Annotated in this window: 16 protein-coding genes; 8 read left to right on the top strand and 8 right to left on the bottom strand. The window is 52.1% G+C overall.

Going from position 1 to position 17,599, the window contains the following annotated elements; genetic code table 11:
• Window positions 1–14 precede the first annotated feature (14 nt).
• The 6 genes from KKG35_06735 to KKG35_06710 all read left to right on the top strand — a co-directional run bounded on the left by KKG35_06735 (window position 15) and on the right by KKG35_06710 (window position 6,186).
• Window positions 15–1,031: a hypothetical protein gene (locus KKG35_06735; GenBank protein ID MBU1737821.1), complete on the top strand. Its 1,017-nt coding sequence runs from the start codon at window positions 15–17 to the stop codon at window positions 1,029–1,031.
• 124 nt (window positions 1,032–1,155) lie between these two features.
• Window positions 1,156–1,938, top strand: coding sequence for an NTP transferase domain-containing protein (locus KKG35_06730; protein MBU1737820.1), 783 nt, complete (start codon window positions 1,156–1,158; stop codon window positions 1,936–1,938).
• 74 nt (window positions 1,939–2,012) lie between these two features.
• Entirely contained in the window at window positions 2,013–2,303 is a 291-nt protein-coding gene (locus tag KKG35_06725; GenBank protein MBU1737819.1) for a hypothetical protein, read from the top strand.
• 77 nt (window positions 2,304–2,380) lie between these two features.
• Window positions 2,381–2,659 carry a cell division protein ZapA gene (locus KKG35_06720; protein ID MBU1737818.1) on the top strand — a complete coding sequence of 93 codons (279 nt, stop codon included), beginning with the start codon at window positions 2,381–2,383 and terminating at the stop codon, window positions 2,657–2,659.
• Window positions 2,660–3,412: 753 nt separating this feature from the next.
• A complete protein-coding gene (gene rny, locus KKG35_06715) occupies window positions 3,413–4,972 on the top strand; it encodes a ribonuclease Y (protein MBU1737817.1) in 1,560 nt (519 codons plus the stop codon).
• Window positions 4,973–4,974: 2 nt separating this feature from the next.
• Window positions 4,975–6,186 (top strand): tyrosine--tRNA ligase, encoded by a 1,212-nt coding sequence (locus KKG35_06710; GenBank protein ID MBU1737816.1) that lies wholly within the window; start codon window positions 4,975–4,977, stop codon window positions 6,184–6,186.
• Here the strand turns inward: KKG35_06710 and KKG35_06705 are convergent, their stop codons facing one another.
• Window positions 6,187–6,381 (bottom strand): hypothetical protein, encoded by a 195-nt coding sequence (locus tag KKG35_06705; protein MBU1737815.1) that lies wholly within the window; start codon window positions 6,379–6,381, stop codon window positions 6,187–6,189.
• A gap of 255 nt (window positions 6,382–6,636) precedes the next feature.
• Window positions 6,637–7,527, bottom strand: a complete 891-nt coding sequence (locus KKG35_06700) for a TIGR01777 family oxidoreductase (protein ID MBU1737814.1) — start codon at window positions 7,525–7,527, stop codon at window positions 6,637–6,639.
• 266 nt (window positions 7,528–7,793) lie between these two features.
• On the opposite strand from KKG35_06700, the gene KKG35_06695 reads away from it, so the two are divergent.
• Window positions 7,794–9,284, top strand: coding sequence for a YihY/virulence factor BrkB family protein (locus KKG35_06695; protein ID MBU1737813.1), 1,491 nt, complete (start codon window positions 7,794–7,796; stop codon window positions 9,282–9,284).
• 51 nt (window positions 9,285–9,335) lie between these two features.
• Here the strand turns inward: KKG35_06695 and KKG35_06690 are convergent, their stop codons facing one another.
• The 5 genes from KKG35_06690 to ftsH all read right to left on the bottom strand — a co-directional run bounded on the left by KKG35_06690 (window position 9,336) and on the right by ftsH (window position 16,104).
• Complete coding sequence (locus KKG35_06690; GenBank protein MBU1737812.1) at window positions 9,336–11,075, bottom strand: sigma 54-interacting transcriptional regulator; 1,740 nt, start codon at window positions 11,073–11,075, stop codon at window positions 9,336–9,338.
• 346 nt (window positions 11,076–11,421) lie between these two features.
• Window positions 11,422–11,856, bottom strand: a complete 435-nt coding sequence (locus KKG35_06685; protein ID MBU1737811.1) for a hypothetical protein — start codon at window positions 11,854–11,856, stop codon at window positions 11,422–11,424.
• 73 nt (window positions 11,857–11,929) lie between these two features.
• Window positions 11,930–12,667: a cytochrome b/b6 domain-containing protein gene (locus KKG35_06680; GenBank protein MBU1737810.1), complete on the bottom strand. Its 738-nt coding sequence runs from the start codon at window positions 12,665–12,667 to the stop codon at window positions 11,930–11,932.
• A gap of 13 nt (window positions 12,668–12,680) precedes the next feature.
• On the bottom strand, window positions 12,681–13,841 hold the full coding sequence (locus KKG35_06675; protein MBU1737809.1) for a hypothetical protein: 1,161 nt from the start codon (window positions 13,839–13,841) through the stop codon (window positions 12,681–12,683).
• Between the two features lie 439 nt (window positions 13,842–14,280).
• Entirely contained in the window at window positions 14,281–16,104 is a 1,824-nt protein-coding gene (gene ftsH, locus KKG35_06670; GenBank protein MBU1737808.1) for an ATP-dependent zinc metalloprotease FtsH, read from the bottom strand.
• 145 nt (window positions 16,105–16,249) lie between these two features.
• Between ftsH and KKG35_06665 the strand changes: the two genes are divergently transcribed.
• Window positions 16,250–17,332 (top strand): alkene reductase, encoded by a 1,083-nt coding sequence (locus KKG35_06665; protein MBU1737807.1) that lies wholly within the window; start codon window positions 16,250–16,252, stop codon window positions 17,330–17,332.
• Window positions 17,333–17,402: 70 nt separating this feature from the next.
• Here the strand turns inward: KKG35_06665 and KKG35_06660 are convergent.
• On the bottom strand, window positions 17,403–17,599 hold a 197-nt coding region (locus KKG35_06660), incomplete at its 5' end, for a hypothetical protein (protein ID MBU1737806.1).

Genomic DNA, 17,599 nt, shown 5'->3' with positions numbered 1-17,599 from the left:
TTATATTCCATTTCATGAGGACTCTTGTTTCCACCAGAAAGCAGAGGATATTCCGGTTTTTCCTGGTCATTTTGATCCTGTCCTTTGTCGGGGCGGGTGGGGTGACTGCCAAAGAGGAAGAGGATGTTGATCTCCGGGAAGAGAATGATGCTCTTTCGTCACAGAGTATTCTGGACAGGTATCACAGCTATCTCCGTGAAAAGTTCCACGGGCCCGTTGTCTGGTTCGATGATTTCTTCGGCGACCCGAGGTTGGAGTTTGAGGAGCTGCCCGCCAGTTTCGTAAGGTTGCGTGTCGTGGCCCGTTATACCGAAGGAGAGGGTTTTGATTTTCCGTTGAGGTTGAGGGCCAATGTGAAAATGCCCAGATTCACCCGCCGCTTCCGGTTGATAGTCGTCGGCGAGAATGAGGATGATATTGCCGAGACACAAAAAGACAAGGCAGACAATCCGGGTCTTGATCTCCAGCCGAATGATAACCGGACCAATCTTGGATTGAGGTACCTTGTTTATAAAAATCTACGTTCCAGGTTTCATTTTGGTGGTGGTGTGAGCCTCCATACACCTGTCGAATCGTATGTCAGAATGTACTATCGCCGCCTTGCCCATATAGGGAAGAATAACGTGATTAAACTGACAGAGACGGTGTTCTGGAATACGCGACATGGTTTCGGAGAGACCTCAAGGATTGATATGGAGCGGGTTCTGTTGGAAGATCTCACAGGTCGCGTGAGTCTTTTCGGAACCTATGCCGAAGATAGCAACGGTCTGGATTGGGGCGGGGAAGTAAATCTCTTCCGGCAGTTAACGGGGAAGAGCGCTGTTGCCTTCGATTTTGGCGCCTATGGCGAAACCAGACCGGAAAAGAGGATGACAAATTATCGGGTGGCAAGCCGTTACCGGAGGAATTTTTATCGGCCCTGGTTGTTTTTCGAGCTTGAGCCCGGAGTCAATTTCCCGCTTGTTGCAGAGCAGGGGAGAGAGGCGGTGGGTTATCTCAGTGTGGTGTTCGAAATCCAGTTCCTGAGCTGAAAGAAAGCACGGCTCTTCGTTGAGTCGACTGGGCTGGAAATGAAGTGTTGAAAATATCGGTGTTTGCTGCTTTGATCTGGGAAAACCAACTTTACGGGAAGCTTTTTACAGGACAGAAAGAGAAATGAAGAAACGGGTGAAAGCGATTGTGCTCGCCGCCGGCAAGGGCACCAGGATGAAATCTTCAAAGGCGAAAGTGCTGCACGAAGTTTTTTCGGGGCCGATGATCCACCATGTTTTGAACAGTCTGTTGCCGCTCGGGTTGGAGGAGATTATTGTTGTTACCGGGCATCAGGCGGAAGAGGTGGAGGCTTCGCTGGCGGGTTTCGAGGTCACCTTTGCCAGACAGCGGGAACAGCTCGGGACAGGTCACGCCGTGCTTGCCGCCGGCAAGTCTTTTGCGGATTATGAGGGCACGGTCATGATTCTCTGCGGAGATACTCCGCTGATTCGATCTGTGACTCTCGCGCGGATGATCTCCGAGCATCAGGCAAGCGACTCCGTCATCACGGTGATGAGTACCATTCTCGATTTTCCGACAGGTTATGGCCGGATTATCACCGGGCCGGATGGAGAGGTTGTCGGGATAGTGGAGGAAAAAGACGCGACCACCGCTGAAAAAGCGGTGCGAGAGATCAACGCAGGAGTTTATTGTGTCGAAAGCGGTTTTCTCAGGGAGGGCCTGAAGAGAATCGGTTGTGATAACAGTCAGGGTGAATTTTACCTGACCGACCTGATTGGCGTTGCCATCAAGTTGGGGCAGACGGTGAATCGCTGTTTGTGCACTGACCCGGTTGAGGTCCTTGGTGTCAATTCCCCAAAGGACCTTGAAGAAGCGGGTATTGCACTGGGTGCCCGCCTTGGATCTCCAATTGCTGCGGAAGAGACAAACCCCTTGACTTTGTAGCCGATCGAGGAGTATCTTTCAGGAAAAACCAATTAATTACAGATAGTTAACAATATCAGGCGAGAGAAACAATCATGGGACAGCTAGATGATCTGGCCAGGTTGGAGGAAGCAGTTCAGAAACTTGTATCGGCTTTGCAGAAAACCGGTCAGGATAAAACGCTGATTGAATCACAGCTTAAGAATAAGGATCATGAAATTGCGGAGCTGAATGAACGGATTCGGGTATTGCAGGAAGAGAGAAGCCAGGTGCATCAGCGGGTTTCCGGACTGATCAACTCTATTGATCTGCTGGAAAAACAGGTGGTTGGGCAGACGGGCGCAAGTTCCGGTGAGGGTAGGGCAGAAGAAAAAACCCTGTTCTGAAAATGTTCCGGTGATGAGTTGTCCGCTTCAGGAGTTCGCCGAGCCGTTAAGGATGGGAAACTTTTTCGGAGGAAATATTGGCTAGGTCGGTAAAGTTTGAGGTGTTCGGACAGGAATATTCCCTGAACACCGAAATGGAAGATGCCGAAGTGCAGGAAGTTCTGGACTTCGTCAGAGTGCATCTGTCCGAGACCTGTCGGGCTACCAATGTCCTTCCTTCCAGCAGGAATTTAATATTGGCCAGTCTGAATATGGCAGGCAAATATGTCCAGCTGCGTAAGGACTTTGAGGCCTACCGAAATAAAATTGACCGGCTCAACGATCAGATTCGGAAAAAAATTGAGGATTTTGTGTGATTGGGATAGACTGGATTTGTTCCCCTGCCTTGTTGGTGATCAAAAGTCTGTTTCGAGCCAACATATTTACCAAGGGTGACTCCGCTGTTTCAAGATAGAGAATTCGTTTCGGCGAAGTCCATGACGGGAGCACGAGTACCGCCCACCTAACTTTGTTAGGTTCGGTGATACATTCTGCTGACACGGCAACGGTGGGGGACTTATTACTGTTAATTCACCCGGAAATATCGGAGAGGCCGATACGCGGGTTTAATATATATCCAATTTATTGGGAGGATTTATAGTTTCTTACCAGGGTCGGTCTTGAGCCGAAATGAAGGCTTCTCTGGAAAGAACTCCTGGCTTGAATCGTTTAGGTCGGCTCGGTTTGGCCGGCCGTAGGCGTTTTGTGATAGACCGGTCTCTTGCCGGCATCAACGTAGACGGTAATGTATAGTGGTTATGATCAGGCAATACAGCATGAAAACCATCATCCATAAAGGATTGTGAATCTTTTGCTGTTGCTCTGTACATTTTCCTGATCTGTAGAGCTCTTCTGCAGAACCGTCTGGCAATTCCGCCTGCTCCAGCCGAGTTTTTTTCTGCCTGCCGGGATTCTCTCCTGGACCCCCCTGGATTTTCCTGAGTAACTGATTTGTTCTTTGTGAATGGTGTTGAGGTATTTCTGCGTTACGCAGAGACAATTGTCACCAGCCAACCGGCTCACAGGCCGGTACAAGGCTGTTTTTAATAATTAATTTGAGGAATACTCCAATGAGTACTACAGCAATCATTATCGGCCTGGCGGCAGCTGCTGTCGGGATTATTGTCGGGTTTGTTCTCCGTAAAGCAGTTATCGAAAAAAGAACCGCCGGGTACGATGATCAGGGAAGAAAGCTGATTAACGATGCCCTTGCTGAAGTTGAGCAGATGAAGAAAGAGGCGTCGATCCAGTTGCGTGATGATGCCTTCCAGCAGAAACAGGCCGTCGAGAAAGAGGTGCGAAAGCGCAAAGCTGAACTTATTGAAGAGGAAAAAAGGTTCAGTCAGAAACTTGACCAGATTGAGAGGAAGATCGATCTTCTCGATACCCGTGAGACGGAGCTTCTGAAAAGAGAACAGAATTTTGTCAAACTTGAGCAGAAAATAGCCCTCCGGCAGAAGGACCTTGATGCCGTGATCGATGAACAGCGTCTCCAGCTGGAAAAGATCTCCGGAATCTCCCGGGAGGAGGCAAAACGGCAGCTGACCGAAAGCATTGAAAGTGAAGCGAAGATGGAGGCGGCTAAATCCATAGTCCGCATCGAAAACGAAGCCAAGATGGAGGCCGATCGCAAGGCGAAGAATATCCTCTCGCTGGCGATCGCCCGCTATGCGGGAGACTATGTGGCTGAAAAGACGGTGTCGGTTGTGCCGCTGCCGAACGAAGAGATGAAGGGGCGGATCATCGGCCGGGAAGGGCGGAATATCAGGGCCATTGAAGCTGCGACCGGGATAGACATTATAATCGACGATACCCCTGAGGCGGTGATTCTGTCCGGATTCAACCCGGTACGGAGGGAAGTTGCCCGCCAGGCCCTTGAGAGGCTCACCACCGATGGCCGGATTCATCCCGCCCGGATTGAAGAGGTGGTCGAGAAGGTTGCCGAAGAACTTGAAATCACCATGCGTGAAGCTGGTGAGCAGGCCACCTTTGATGTCGGGGCCCACGGGGTGAACATGGAATTGATCAAGCTCCTGGGGCGGCTTAAATACCGGACGAGCTATGGGCAGAATGTCCTCCAGCATTCTCTGGAAGTGGCGTTTCTTTCCGGAGTCATTGCCGCTGAACTCGGGGTCAATGTTAAGATCGCCAAACGTGCCGGGCTGCTTCATGATATCGGCAAGGCTGTAGATCACGAGGTTGAAGGGACCCATGCTGCAATCGGCCGGGATCTCGCCAGAAAATATGGGGAGTCTCCGGAGGTTGTGCATGCCATTGCCGCGCATCATGAAGATATTCCTCTCGACAGTCTTCTTGATGTCATTGTGAAATCGGCCGACGCCCTTTCCGGGGCAAGACCCGGCGCCCGAAAAGAAATGCTTGAAAGTTACGTCAAACGACTTGATGATCTGGAAAAGATCGCCACCGACTTCAAGGGTGTCGAAAAGGCCTATGCGATTCAGGCCGGACGTGAGATCAGGGTAGTGGTGGACAGCGGTGACGTCTCTGATACGGAAAGCGTGATGCTGGGTCGGGACATTGCAAAGAAAATCGAAGCGGACCTGACCTACCCGGGGCAGATCAGGGTTACGGTGATCAGGGAGACCCGTTCAGTCGAGTATGCAAAATGAAAATCACCATTGATGAGCAGATTGCCCTCCTGAAGCGGGGGACGGTCGACATTATATCGGAAGATGAGCTGGCCGCAAAACTGAAAAAATCCCAGGAGAGCGGGGTTCCGCTTAAGATCAAGGCCGGTTTTGACCCGACGGCGCCCGATCTCCATCTGGGGCACACGGTTCTGATCCAGAAGCTGAAGCATTTTCAGGACCTGGGGCATGATGTGAAATTCCTGATCGGAGATTTCACCGGGATGATCGGGGATCCCACCGGAAAATCAGAAACCAGAAAACCCCTCACTGTTGAAGACGTCAAGCGTAATGCCGAGACCTACAAGGAACAGATCTTCAAGATTCTCGATCCCGAAAAAACCGATGTCGTCTTTAACAGTACCTGGCTTGACAAACTGACCTCCCACGATTTCATCAGGCTCGCCTCACAGCTTACCGTCGCCCGGATGCTTGAGCGTGAAGACTTCAAGGAACGGTTTGCCAATGAGCGGCCGATTTCGATCCACGAATTTCTGTATCCGTTGGTCCAGGGGTATGATTCGGTTGCCCTGAAAGCCGATGTTGAGCTTGGCGGCACCGATCAGCTTTTCAATCTGCTGATGGGGCGGACCCTGCAGAAGGTGTGGGGGCAGGCGCCGCAGGTGGTCCTGACCATGCCCCTGCTGGAAGGGCTTGACGGGGTCAACAAGATGAGCAAGTCGCTCGGCAACTATATCGGGATTACCGAACCCGCCATTGATATTTACGGCAAAACCCTCTCCATTACCGATGAGTTGATGTTTCGCTATTTCGAACTCCTCAGTGATCTTGACAGCGGTGAAATCGAGAAGTTGAAGACGGGGCTTGCCGAGGGGAAACTTCACCCGAAGGCGGTCAAGCAGCAGCTCGCACGTGAACTGACCGCGAGATTCTATGATGATGCTGCCGCCGTGATGGCCGAGGATCATTTCGAAAAGGTTTTCAAACAGCATGACATCCCCGATGAGATCGAGGAATTTTCCTGTCCGGCTGGTGGTGCTGCTGTCTGGTTGCCCAAGCTGCTTGCAGATGCTGGAATGGTCAAGGGCACCGGCGAGGGTCGGAGAATGATCCAGCAGAATGCGGTGTCGGTTGACGGCGAAAAAATAAATGATACCGAGTTTCAGCTCAAGGCTGAGGGCGAAGTGCTGCTTCGGGTCGGTAAAAGGCGGTTCTGCAAGGTTGTGTTCAGCTGATCAGCGCCGGTTGCTGTTGCACTGACATGTTTCGTTGACGACGTTGGTCAGGTTGTTGAAAAAATCTAATGATATTAAATCTTTATCGTTTAATTCGAGCCTTTTTTCATAGACGGCAAACAGTTTGGTGATCACGTGAACGAGTTCGTTTTCTGAGAGATCGCCGAGTTTGTCCCAGATGTCGTTGGTGTTCATGTTCTATCCTTTGTTTTTAATCCGGCACTTACCTGCCGGTTTTCTTTTTTTGTCCGCTTCTTTCACCCTTCGGGTGTAAGTTTGTACAAGCAGACAGGCTGCTTGACTCCTCTTTATTCTTTACGTGCTCTTCAGTGGTCGGCTGAATCCCGAGTCCGCCACATTCCGGGCATTCATCGTAACTGATCAGAAACCGGCTGACCCCTTTAAAATAATTGATCTGGCCGGTGCCGTTACAAAATTGGCAATTTTTTTTCATTTGTTGAACCATTTTTCAAACAACCCCTGCAGGTCGGGATCCTGAAACCGGTAGCCCGCTTCCTGGAGTTTCCGGGGAACGGCTCGGGTGCTGGACAGCAGAAGCTCGTCAGCCATTTCACCGAAAATCAGTCTGGCCATGAAAGCGGGGAGAGTCATGAAAGCCGGACGATGGAGCGCTCCCGCGAGAATCTTCGTGAATTCACGGTTGGTGAGGGGGGTTGGCGCCACGGTGTTTACCGGTCCTGAAATCGAATCGTTTTCGATGATAAATTTCATCGCCCCGATAACGTCATCTATGCTCACCCAGCTGATATACTGCCGGCCGCTCCCGATATTTCCGCCAAGCCCCATTCTGAATGGAGTCAGCATTTTTTCCAATGCCCCGCCGTGGACACTCAGGATCATTCCGAATCGGGTGTTGACCACCCGGATCCCCGAGTTGCTCGCACTCTCGGCAGCCTTTTCCCATTCCCGGCATACTTCAGCAAGAAATCCTCCCCCTGATGCAGCGGATTCATTCATTATGGCGTCACCGCGATTCCCGTAATAGCCGACGGCGGAAGCGGTGATCATGACTTTCGGTTTCACGGTTGATCGAGCCAGAGCATTGGCAAGCAGGGCTGTTCCTTTGATCCGGCTCTCCATGATCTTCTTTTTTCGTTCAGTCGACCAGCGGCCATTGGAGATGTTTTCTCCTGCAAGATGGATGACGACCTCAAATGGTTTGCTTCCAAGATCAATAAAATCGTTGGCCGGGTCCCAGCAGGGCGGGAGGGTGTCATCTCCTTTGCGGGAGAGTTTTATAACAGAGTGCCCTGCCGATTCCAAAGAGCGGGTCAACGCTCTGCCGAGAAGCCCTGAAGCGCCGCTGATCAGAATGTTCATTGTAATCCCCTTATCGTCTTCTTCAGTCAAGATCCATGGTTGCTGAGGTTTCTTTACCACCCGGCACCCAAACTGATATCATTTGGCAGAGTATACCATTTTTCGAAAGTATAGAGAATGTGGTTCCGGAGGGTGGTGATCCGGTTTGCGGTGGCTTTGGATTAGAACTGATCCACGAGAGGAGCTCATCCTCAACATCTGGACAATTGCCTGGAGTACATGTATTCTCCCCAGAATCGAGGAGCACATCAGCAGAGAGAAAGGGCATGGAAAAAACTGAAGAAAAGGAAGGGCTGCCGGCAACGGAAAAGAGCGGGGTGGCGCAGAAGAGTCGGTATGAGCGTTTTACTGCCTGGGTCTGGTCGCAGCCTTCAGCGGATGAAGGCGGTTTTATGAATTTCAGCCGACCATTGTGCCGGGTGTGCATGATTGTCGTTCAGGAATTTTTGAACGACAAGATTCCTCTTCGGGCGAGCGCGCTCACCTTTACCGTGGTTCTTTCCATGGTGCCGGTTCTGGCTCTTGGTACCGCAGTGCTGAAAGGACTCGGGGCGGGTGGCCAGATGCGGAATTCGGCGCATACTTTTATCGAACAACTCGAACTCTCCACGTTGCCGGTAGCAGATATCATCCTGTCCGTTCCAGTAACTCCTGATGAAACGGCGAATGATGAAGCCGACCATGCGGAGAGTGATGGCGGTGCGGAGGAAACCACGAAAGAGATATCCTTATCCGGGCATCTGCATCGGGTTGTTGACCTGATCTTTGACTATGTGGAAAAAACGGACTTTGCCGCCCTGGGAGTGATCGGGGTGCTTGTTTTGTTCCTGGCGGTGTTCTCGGTAATGAGCAGTATCGAACAGGCCATGAATGATATCTGGAACACCAGAAGAAGACGCTCCACCGGACGGCAGCTTCTGGACTATATCGCGCTGATGATTCTGCTGCCGATCACCATCAACCTTGGGGTCGCCACCATGGCGGCTCTGCAGAGCAAGGTCCTCCGTGAATTATTCCGGCAATGGATTCCCTGGATCGGCCCCCAGCTCCTGAACTTCCTTCCTTTTCTGTTCGTGGTCGCCACCTTTACCCTGCTTTACAGCTTTCTCCCCAATACCAGAATCAGGTTCGGTGCGGCTTTTACCGGCGGTGTTTTCGGGGGCATCTTGTGGCTTTTTGTTCAGGCCGCCTATTTTAAACTGCAGATCGGGGTGGCTCGGTATAATGCCATTTACGGTTCATTCGCATCCCTGCCGCTTTTTCTGCTCTGGATCCATGTGGGATGGATGGTTTTTCTGGCCGGAGCGGAGCTCTCCTTTGCGGTCCAGGTCTGGCGGCGGTATCTGTGGAAAGGCTTTCGCCTGACTCCGATCAACCGCCTTGGTCTGGCTTATGAGATTGTTTCCATAGCAGCCGCTGATTATCAGCAGAAGATGATCACCACCAGAGAACGTCTGGTCGAACTGTTGAAGCAGCCTGATGCCTCAATCCGTGAAATTTTGGACGATCTGTCAGGGGTTGGCATCCTTCGTTATGTGAAGGATGGGCAGGGATATGTTCCGGCAGGTCCGGTTTCGGAGTTAAGCGCTCTGGAAATAGGAGAGATGGTGCTGGGCAATCAGACCTTTGATTTTTCTGAAAGGAATCCGGTCCCTTACCTGCTCAAAGTGATCCGGAAAACCCTGGCTGCAAAAAAGATCACTGCGGCGAAACCTGAAGGTTCGGAAGATCTTCAAAATGAACAGCCTGACAGGTAAATGTCAGTAGCAAGCGGGAAACAGGGAGCTGCCGCTTTTCCCGTTCAGGTTTCAGGCGCGTATCTCTTTTCGTGCGGTATCCCTGAATCGTCCGTCCTGTTCCGGCAGGGTAATATCCAGATGCTTGATTTTCCGGAACAGAGTGCTTTTGTGGATGCCGAGGTCCCGGGCTGCGGCCACCCGGTTGTAGTTATTACGTTTCAGGGCGTCGATGATCGTCTGAGATTCTACGGCCTGGACCACCGTCTCCATTCCTGTAGAAACTTCCTTTTTCGAACGACCTCTCATGAAATCCTCGGGCAGGCAGGCGGGCGTAATGAAATCATCCGGGCAGAGGACAAAAGTGTGTTCGATGATGTTTTCCAGTTCCCGGATATTCCCCGGAAAATCATGAGCCATCAACAGCGCCATGACTTCATGCGATATCCCGCGGATCGTTTTGTTCTGGATGCTGTTGAATCGTGAGATGAAATGGTTGACCAGTAGAGGAATATCTTCCTTCCGGTCTTTCAGCGGAGGCAGATCAATCTGGATGACCTTGATCCGGTAATAAAAATCTTCGCGGAATTTGCCTTCGTCAATAAGTGTGGCAAGGTTTCTGTGGGTGGCAGCGATCACCCGGACGTCAGACTGAAGGGATTCTGTGGCGCCCAGGGGTTCGTAGGTTTTTTCCTGAAGCACTCGTAGCAGTCTTACCTGCAGTGAAGGACTGATTTCGCCGATCTCGTCAAGAAACAAAGTCCCGCCTTCGGCCATACCGAAACGACCGATTTTGTCCTTGTTGGCGCCGGTAAAAGCTCCCGCTTTGTAACCGAACAGTTCTGATTCAAGAAGTGTTTCCGGTAGCGCTCCGCAGTTCAGGGCAACAAAAGGTTTTGTACTGCGATGGCTCAGGCTGTGAATGGCATGGGCAACCAGCTCCTTGCCGGTTCCAGTATTTCCTTTGATAAGCACCGTGCTGTCGCTGGTAGCGATCTGGGGCAGGACTTCAACGATCTTGCGCATGGCTGGGCTTCTGGTCACCATATTGCCGATCTGGACCCGGCCCTCGAGTTCGCTCTTCAGTTTTTCGATCAGCGAAAGATCGCGGAAGGTCTGGACAACTCCGATAATATTACTGTCGCGATCAAGAAGCGGTGTTGCCGAGACAGTAACGGGGATGCTCTGGCCTTTGGCGTTGATGATATGGGTGCACTTGCTGAGAACTGATCCTCCGGTTTCCATGGTCTCCTGGAGGGCGCAGTTTTTGCCGCATTGCCCGTGCTGAAAAACTTCCATGCATGTTTTGCCGAGGGCCTCCTCGCGTGATACTCCGGAGATCTCCTGGGCCGCTTGGTTGATGGAAGTGATATGGTAATTCAGGTCAACGGTGAACACCCCGTCGGAGATGCTGTCAAGAATGGTTTCCGTTGAAGCGGACAGACTTAAATCCCGGAAGGTCAGGGCGCCGCCCATGAAATCGTTTTCACTGTCCAGGATCAGCCCGGTTGAAATGCTGACCGGAATTTTTTTTCCCTTGGCATTGATGATATAGGAACATTCATCAATGATCGGGTCTCCTGTTTCCATGGTCCGGCAGAGGACGCAGTTCCTGTCGCACATGTTGGAGCGGAACACTTCACTGCATTTTTTGCCGATTGCCTCGTGGCGCGGGTAGCCGGTGATGACTTCCGCAGCCCGGTTGAAGGAGGTGATTTTGAAGTTGAGATCAACGGTGAAAACACCGTCTGAGATACTTTCAAGAATCGATTTCTTGGTGGCCTGACATATCTGAAATCCTGATTTATCCATGAGTCATTGTCCCGTTTTCAATTTGTCTTTTGCCAAGACAGTGGGTTGGGTATCCGGCCGGCGTCAGCCGGATAACGGCCCAAGGGGTCAATGGGGCAAACAGGGGACGCGATGAATCTTTCGTTTGCGGGATACTGGCTTACGTCATTTGTTGCCCCTGGTACATGTGACCTGGACACGGTGTATCGATTTGCTTTTTCCGTCGCCATGCGGATTATAAATTTCCTTAAATATTCTAACCATATATTTGATAAATCGGAAATTAATATTTCCACTTTAATAGTAACTGAATATTTGCGGGAACGGGCAAGCATAATCGGCCAGGTTCCGTGGCATATTGTCGCACCTATTTTCTGTAGGGTGCCATTGCCTTCTTCCCGGCGCCGGCAAAAAGTCTCTTCCCTTCAGCCGTGCTGGGCCATTTCAGGTCAATATTGTAGCCGAGCACCCCGTAAAACATGCCCCAGACGAAGCCGTTGATGATATTGATCTGGGTCAGTTGTGCGGCTGAGAGGACCGTGCCGGGTTCATGGATGCCGATGGCGACAACGGTAAAGTACCCAAGAGGGCCATGAACAATGTTCAGGATCAGGCCGCCGAGGCCAAGAATTTTTCCGATGACCGGAATGTGGGTTGACTGCAGGAGACACATGCTGACCGGGGCGACAACCATCCCCAGGGCGAGCCCCGTCCAGAGCCATTTGCGTTTCGGCAGATAGATGTCGGTAAGGTTGTAGGTGATGATCGGTACGATCGCTAGAAGTAACAGTAATTCTCTCATGGCAACCTCCTTCGGATAATTTGAACCACGTTTTACGTCAGGTTTCGAAGGAAAAATTCCTGCCGCGTGTCATTCAGGTTGTTCCTTTTTCGTGTAAGGGTCTGCTTTTAACCCGGGCCAGAACGCCTTCCGGAGTTGGGCCGGGAAAAATCGTTTCAGGGGTACTGCTGTTCGGCGTTTCAATTTCCAAGGGGCCGTGATGCTCCTCATAGCCTGTGAACATGGCCTTGAAATGAGCCAGTGGGGTATGTCCCAGGGTAGCCAGATAGCAATGAACAATGAGGAATGAGGCGAAGAAGAAGAACAGCAGGACATGGATCGTGTCGACGATCTTGATTCCGCCGAGCAGGCCGATGTAATCCCCGAAGCGTTTGACCTGCCAGAGGAAAAGCCCGGAAATGATTTGGGCCGGGAGCATCAGAAACATCAATTTCACATACGCCATCTCCTGCAGAGGATTGAACTTGTTCTCGGGAGTGATGGTGTAGGGGTTTGGGTCGCCCTTGAAAATCCCGTAACCGTAGTATTTTATCTGCCTGATGGCGAGAGTGTGAAAAGTCCTGAGGTTCGGGAGATAGGTCTGGATCCTGCCGGTGGTGAAATAGTAGAAAAGCCAGAGCAGGTAGGCGCCAAGAACCGTAAACCCGGCATAGTTGTGGACGGTGATCGCCTTCTGCAGCGACATGATATTCAGTTGCTCGGCAAAGCGAATCTGGGCGCCGGTCAGGACCAGCATCACGACTCCGACTGCATTGATCCAGTGCCAGACTCGGACAGGACCGGGATGGACATACATTTTTGTGTTTGACATGACGTTCGCTCCTTTACACGTTGGTGCCGGAATGGTCATTTTTATCTGGTTCATCCTGATCTTCCATTTCTCGTTTTCTGCGGATGGGGATGGTGGCAATCCTGGTAGAGAGGTGCAGGGCAACTACCAGAACCGCACCGGCGATCATCAGGAAACCGATCTTGTCCAGAAGCATGATCCGGGTCCCGGCCAGAGCGGAAAAATGGCTGGTGTGATAGCCTGCAAGAATCGCCCGGTCAACCTCGTAATGATCAACCGTGCCGTCCTGCTTTGACAGGGCAATGGTGACGGCGCTGAAGAAGGGAGAATCCGGCGCATGGCAGAGGGTGCATTCACGGACCGCCTCTTCCTTGCTCACCGAATGGACGACAGGTTCGAGCTCCACGACCAGTTCGGCGTGGACGATGGTGCGGACCGTTTTCTGCCGCAGCATCAGGACCAGATCGTCAAATTCATTACTGCTGATCCGCCCGTCCAGGTTTGTGTCAACCCTGGGCATGAACTCCGCTTCACTGATCGCAAGAATCTCCAGGATTTCGTCGCTGTTTAAAGAAGTGTTGCTGACCAGATCGTAAAAGCTCAGGTGAATGTGTTTCCGGGCATCGGGCACGTGGCAGACCGAACATTCGACGGTGTCGAAATGGGCGGCTTTCTGGGTCAGCCAGTCATGGGACTGGTATGGATTATGGCACCTGAGACAGAAGGTGCTGCCGCGTTCATTGACCGATGCCGCCTCCAAGTGCCCGACATAATGGTAATCATGACAGGCGTAGCAGTTCATGGTGATCCCTTTTCGGCGGGCCTTCATGTGGATGCTGCCGAGAAAGGCCGCTCCCTCTTCCTCATGGCAGGAGGTGCAGTCTACCGGAGCGAGCGTTGCCTGATGCGGAATGTCCGCGTCCATATTGAGCGTCACAATATCCGAATGGCAGCCGGTGCAGCCGACGTCATTGATATGATGGACGGAATTGTTGAACCGCTCGCCGTCAACAAAAAGCTGCAGGCTGATATAGCTTTTGTTGATGTGCTCCTCGGCTGATCTGGAAAGGCTTTCGTCGCCGTGGCATTCAAGGCATTCTGAATTCTCCACGGCGAAACCGGATTGAATCACAATGAGGCTGCTGAAAATAAAAGCGAGTGCGGTGGTCAGGAAACGGGGGCTGTTGTTTTTCATTCTGCTTTTCTCCTCTCGCAGTAAGTTGTCAAGCAAAACGCAGATCTGAATGAATAGCGCCCCCTATCGTTCCATTCTTCAGACACCAAGTCATATGAGCATTATGTGTGCCACGGAAATATATTTGTGCATTATTTATAATTATTCCAATTATATCAGTTAGTTGCCAGATTTGTGGCGCTGGGGTAAAGAGTCGGTACAGACGAAGAAGTGCTACTGTAAGGGTCTTTTCAGAGTGCAGGTATGCGACTGTGGGAGTGTCGGATCTGCAATCACGGGGAAGGGGTGTTCTGCAATCTCTTCCGCTGCTTTCTCAGTATTTTTAAACAGTTATGTGACAGTTGCGGACAGGTTGATCAATGAGGATGCAGAGTGTTGATGTTGCGAATGTATTTCAGCTGCGACCGTATTGGTCTTCATGAGGTGAGACGCTTCCGGGTTATGCGACATTGTCTTTTCGTTTAAGCGGTATGACCCTGGGGTCTAAATCAAGGCCGGAGGCAATCACCTCTCTGATCTGTTCGGGGCCCAGGGTCTCTTTTTCCAGGAGCTTGTTTGCGAGACTGTGCATGAGATCGATCTTGCCTTCAAGGATGATCATCGCTTCCTGGTAGCAGTTTTCGATGATGGTGTTGATCTCCTTATCGATTGCGGAGGCGGTCTTTTCACTGTAGAGCCGCCTGCCGCCGTCGCCGCCGAGAAACCCTTCGTCCGGGAAGGTGTATGCCCTGGGGCCGAGCAGGGAAGACATTCCCCACTCACAGACCATCTTGGTGGCGATTTCCGTCGCCCTCTGCAGATCGTTGCTGGCTCCGGTGGAAAATTTGTTGAAGACGATCTCCTCGGCCGTTCTGCCGCCGAGAAGGATTTTGATCCGGTTCTCCAGGTATTCCTTCGAGTAGGCGTGCCGGTCGTCAAGCTGGACCTGCTGGGTGACGCCCATTGCCCTGCCGCGGGGGATGATGGTGATCTTGTGCAGCGGATCGGCGCCCGGCAGCAGCAGCGCCATGATCGCATGCCCCGCCTCGTGGTAGGCGGTGGTCTTTCTCTCCTTGTCGCTGATCACCATCCCTTTACGCTCGGCGCCCATCAGGATCTTGTCTTTTGCCTCTTCAATGTCGATGGTGTCGATGGCGTCTTTCTCTTTTCTTGCCGCCATTAAAGCCGCCTCATTGATCAGGTTCGCGAGCTCGGCGCCGGTGAAACCGGGGGTGCTTCTGGCAATCTCGTCAAGTTTTACGTCCGCTGCCATGACCACCTTTTTCATGTACAGCCGCAGTATTTTTTCCCGGCCGACCACATCGGGCGGCATGATCGTGACCTGCCGGTCAAAGCGGCCAGGCCGGAGAAGCGCCGGATCAAGGACATCGGGTCGGTTGGTGGCCGCGACGATGATGACCGTGTCGCCGGTCTCAAAGCCGTCCATTTCCACGAGCAGTGCGTTCAAGGTCTGCTCGCGCTCGTCGTGGCCCCCACCCATGCCGGCGCCGCTGCCGCGGGACCGGCCCACGGCGTCTATCTCGTCGATAAAGACAATGCACGGCGCGTTTTTCTTGGCCTCTTTAAAGAGGTCTCGCACTCGCGAGGCGCCGACCCCGACAAACATCTCGACAAAATCAGAGCCGCTGATGCTGAAAAAAGGAACATTCGCTTCCCCGGCAATTGCCTTGGCAAGGAGTGTTTTACCGGTGCCGGGTGCGCCCTGAAGAAGAACCCCTTTGGGAATCTTACCGCCCAGTTTTGAATAGCGGCCGGGATTTTTCAAAAACTCGACGATCTCGACCAGGTCCTCCTTGGCTTCCGGCACCCCGGCCACATCGGCAAACAGAATCTTGTGCTTGCTCTGGAACGGGGCGATTTTGCTCTTGCCGAAAGCGCCGGTATCCTTGCTCTGATGGCGGTAGATGTATAAAATCAGGACGACGAAGAACACCAGGATCGAAAAAGCAATGGCTCCCAGGGACGAAAGAATGCCGGGCGCCTCGGGGCTTGCGGAAACCGTGATCCCCTTTTCTTCAAAGACCGGGAGCAGGGGGGCGACTTCGGGAATGAACGTTTTCGATTTTTTGTTATGGATATCGGTGGCGGTGAGATGCCCGCCCTTGAGGTGTACTTCCTTGATCTCGTTTTTTTCAAGACGGGCCAGAAAGCTTGAGTAGTTTTCCTCCGGGATCTCCTTACCGGCATGGAGGACATTGTAGACGGTGATCGAGATGATGAAGAGCACGAAAAGGATGGAAAAGAGCCTGATATAGAATTTCACCGAACCACCTGTCTATTTGATTACCTGCTGTTTAGTGTTAGTCTATAACTGTATACTGTATTGATTCAACAGAATTCCTCTCCTTATTTACTCTATAGGTAAGGAAGATCATGCAGAAAAGACCCGCAGGAGGGAATGCATTCAAATGAGCACACTATTCGAACCGGTCACCGTGGGCGGCAGTCTTCACCTCAAAAACAGAATCGTGCTGGCGCCGATGACCAGGGGGCGTGCCGGAGTCGAACGGGTTCCGAACGACCTGATGGCGGAATATTATTGCCAGAGATCCGGCGCCGGACTTCTGATCACCGAGGCGACGGTGATTTCCAAACAGGGGATCGGCTGGATCGATTCGCCGGGGATCTACACCGATGAGATGGTTGCGGGCTGGCGCAAGGTGACCGGGAAGGTCAAACCGACCGGCGCCCATATTTTTCTGCAGCTCTGGCATTGCGGCAGGGCCTCACACAGTGATTTCCATGACGGGGAGCTCCCGGTTTCCGCTTCCGCCGTTAAATTAAACGGCGACCATATCCACACCCCTGCAGGGAACAAACCGTACGAAACCCCGCGCGCCTTAACAGTGAACGAAATCCAGGCGACGGTGAACGATTACTTCAAAGCGGCAATGCATGCCAGGGATGCCGGTTTTTCCGGGGTGGAAGTGCATGGCGCCAATGGTTATCTGATCAACCAGTTCCTGGATTCGAAAACCAATCAGCGCGAAGACCGGTACGGCGGCAGCCCGGAAAAGAGATTCCGCTTTTTTAAGGAGGTACTGGAGGCGGTGCTTGAAGTCTGGGCCCCGGAGCAGGTCGGCGCCCGGATTTCTCCCAACGGGGTTTTTAACGATATGGGCAGTGAGGATTTTCGGGAGACCTATTTGTATGCCGCAGGTGAGTTGAACAAATTCAACCTGGGCTATCTGCATATCATGGACGGACTGGCCTTCGGTTTCCACGGCAAGGGGGAACCGATGACCCTCGATGAGTTCAGGCCGCTCTTCAAGGGGAAGATCATCGGCAACTGCGGGTACACCAAAGAGATGGCGGAGGAGAGACTGAAAAAGGGGGTCGCCGATCTGGCGGCCTTCGGCAGGCCGTTTATCACAAATCCGGACTTGCCGGAACGGTTCAGAAACGACTGGCCCCTGAATCCATCTGAAGATATGTCGCTCTGGTACACCCCCGGGGCTGAAGGATATACGGATTATAAGCCGTATCAATAAAAGGGTTTCGGCTATTTGATAGTGCATGTTTTTCAAAAGAAGCCGGAAGTCGGAAGCCAGGAGTCAGAAGTCAGAAGCCAGGAGAAAAGCTTAAAGCTGAGTTGAGCAGCTTGTCTGCTCGTACGAAACTTATACCCGAAGGGTGAAAAGCTGAGTTGAGCAGCTTGTCTGCTCGTACCGATAAGCGAGCTTGCGAGACATCGAGACTTATACCCGAAGGGTGAAAAGCTGAGTTGAGCAGCTTGTCTGCTCGTACCGATAAGCGAG

Source organism: Pseudomonadota bacterium (assembly GCA_018823285.1).
Classification (GTDB): Bacteria; Desulfobacterota; Desulfobulbia; order Desulfobulbales; family JAGXFP01; genus JAHJIQ01.
Note: the sequence above shows the minus strand (reverse complement) of the source record. Positions and strands in the feature narration are given on the sequence as shown.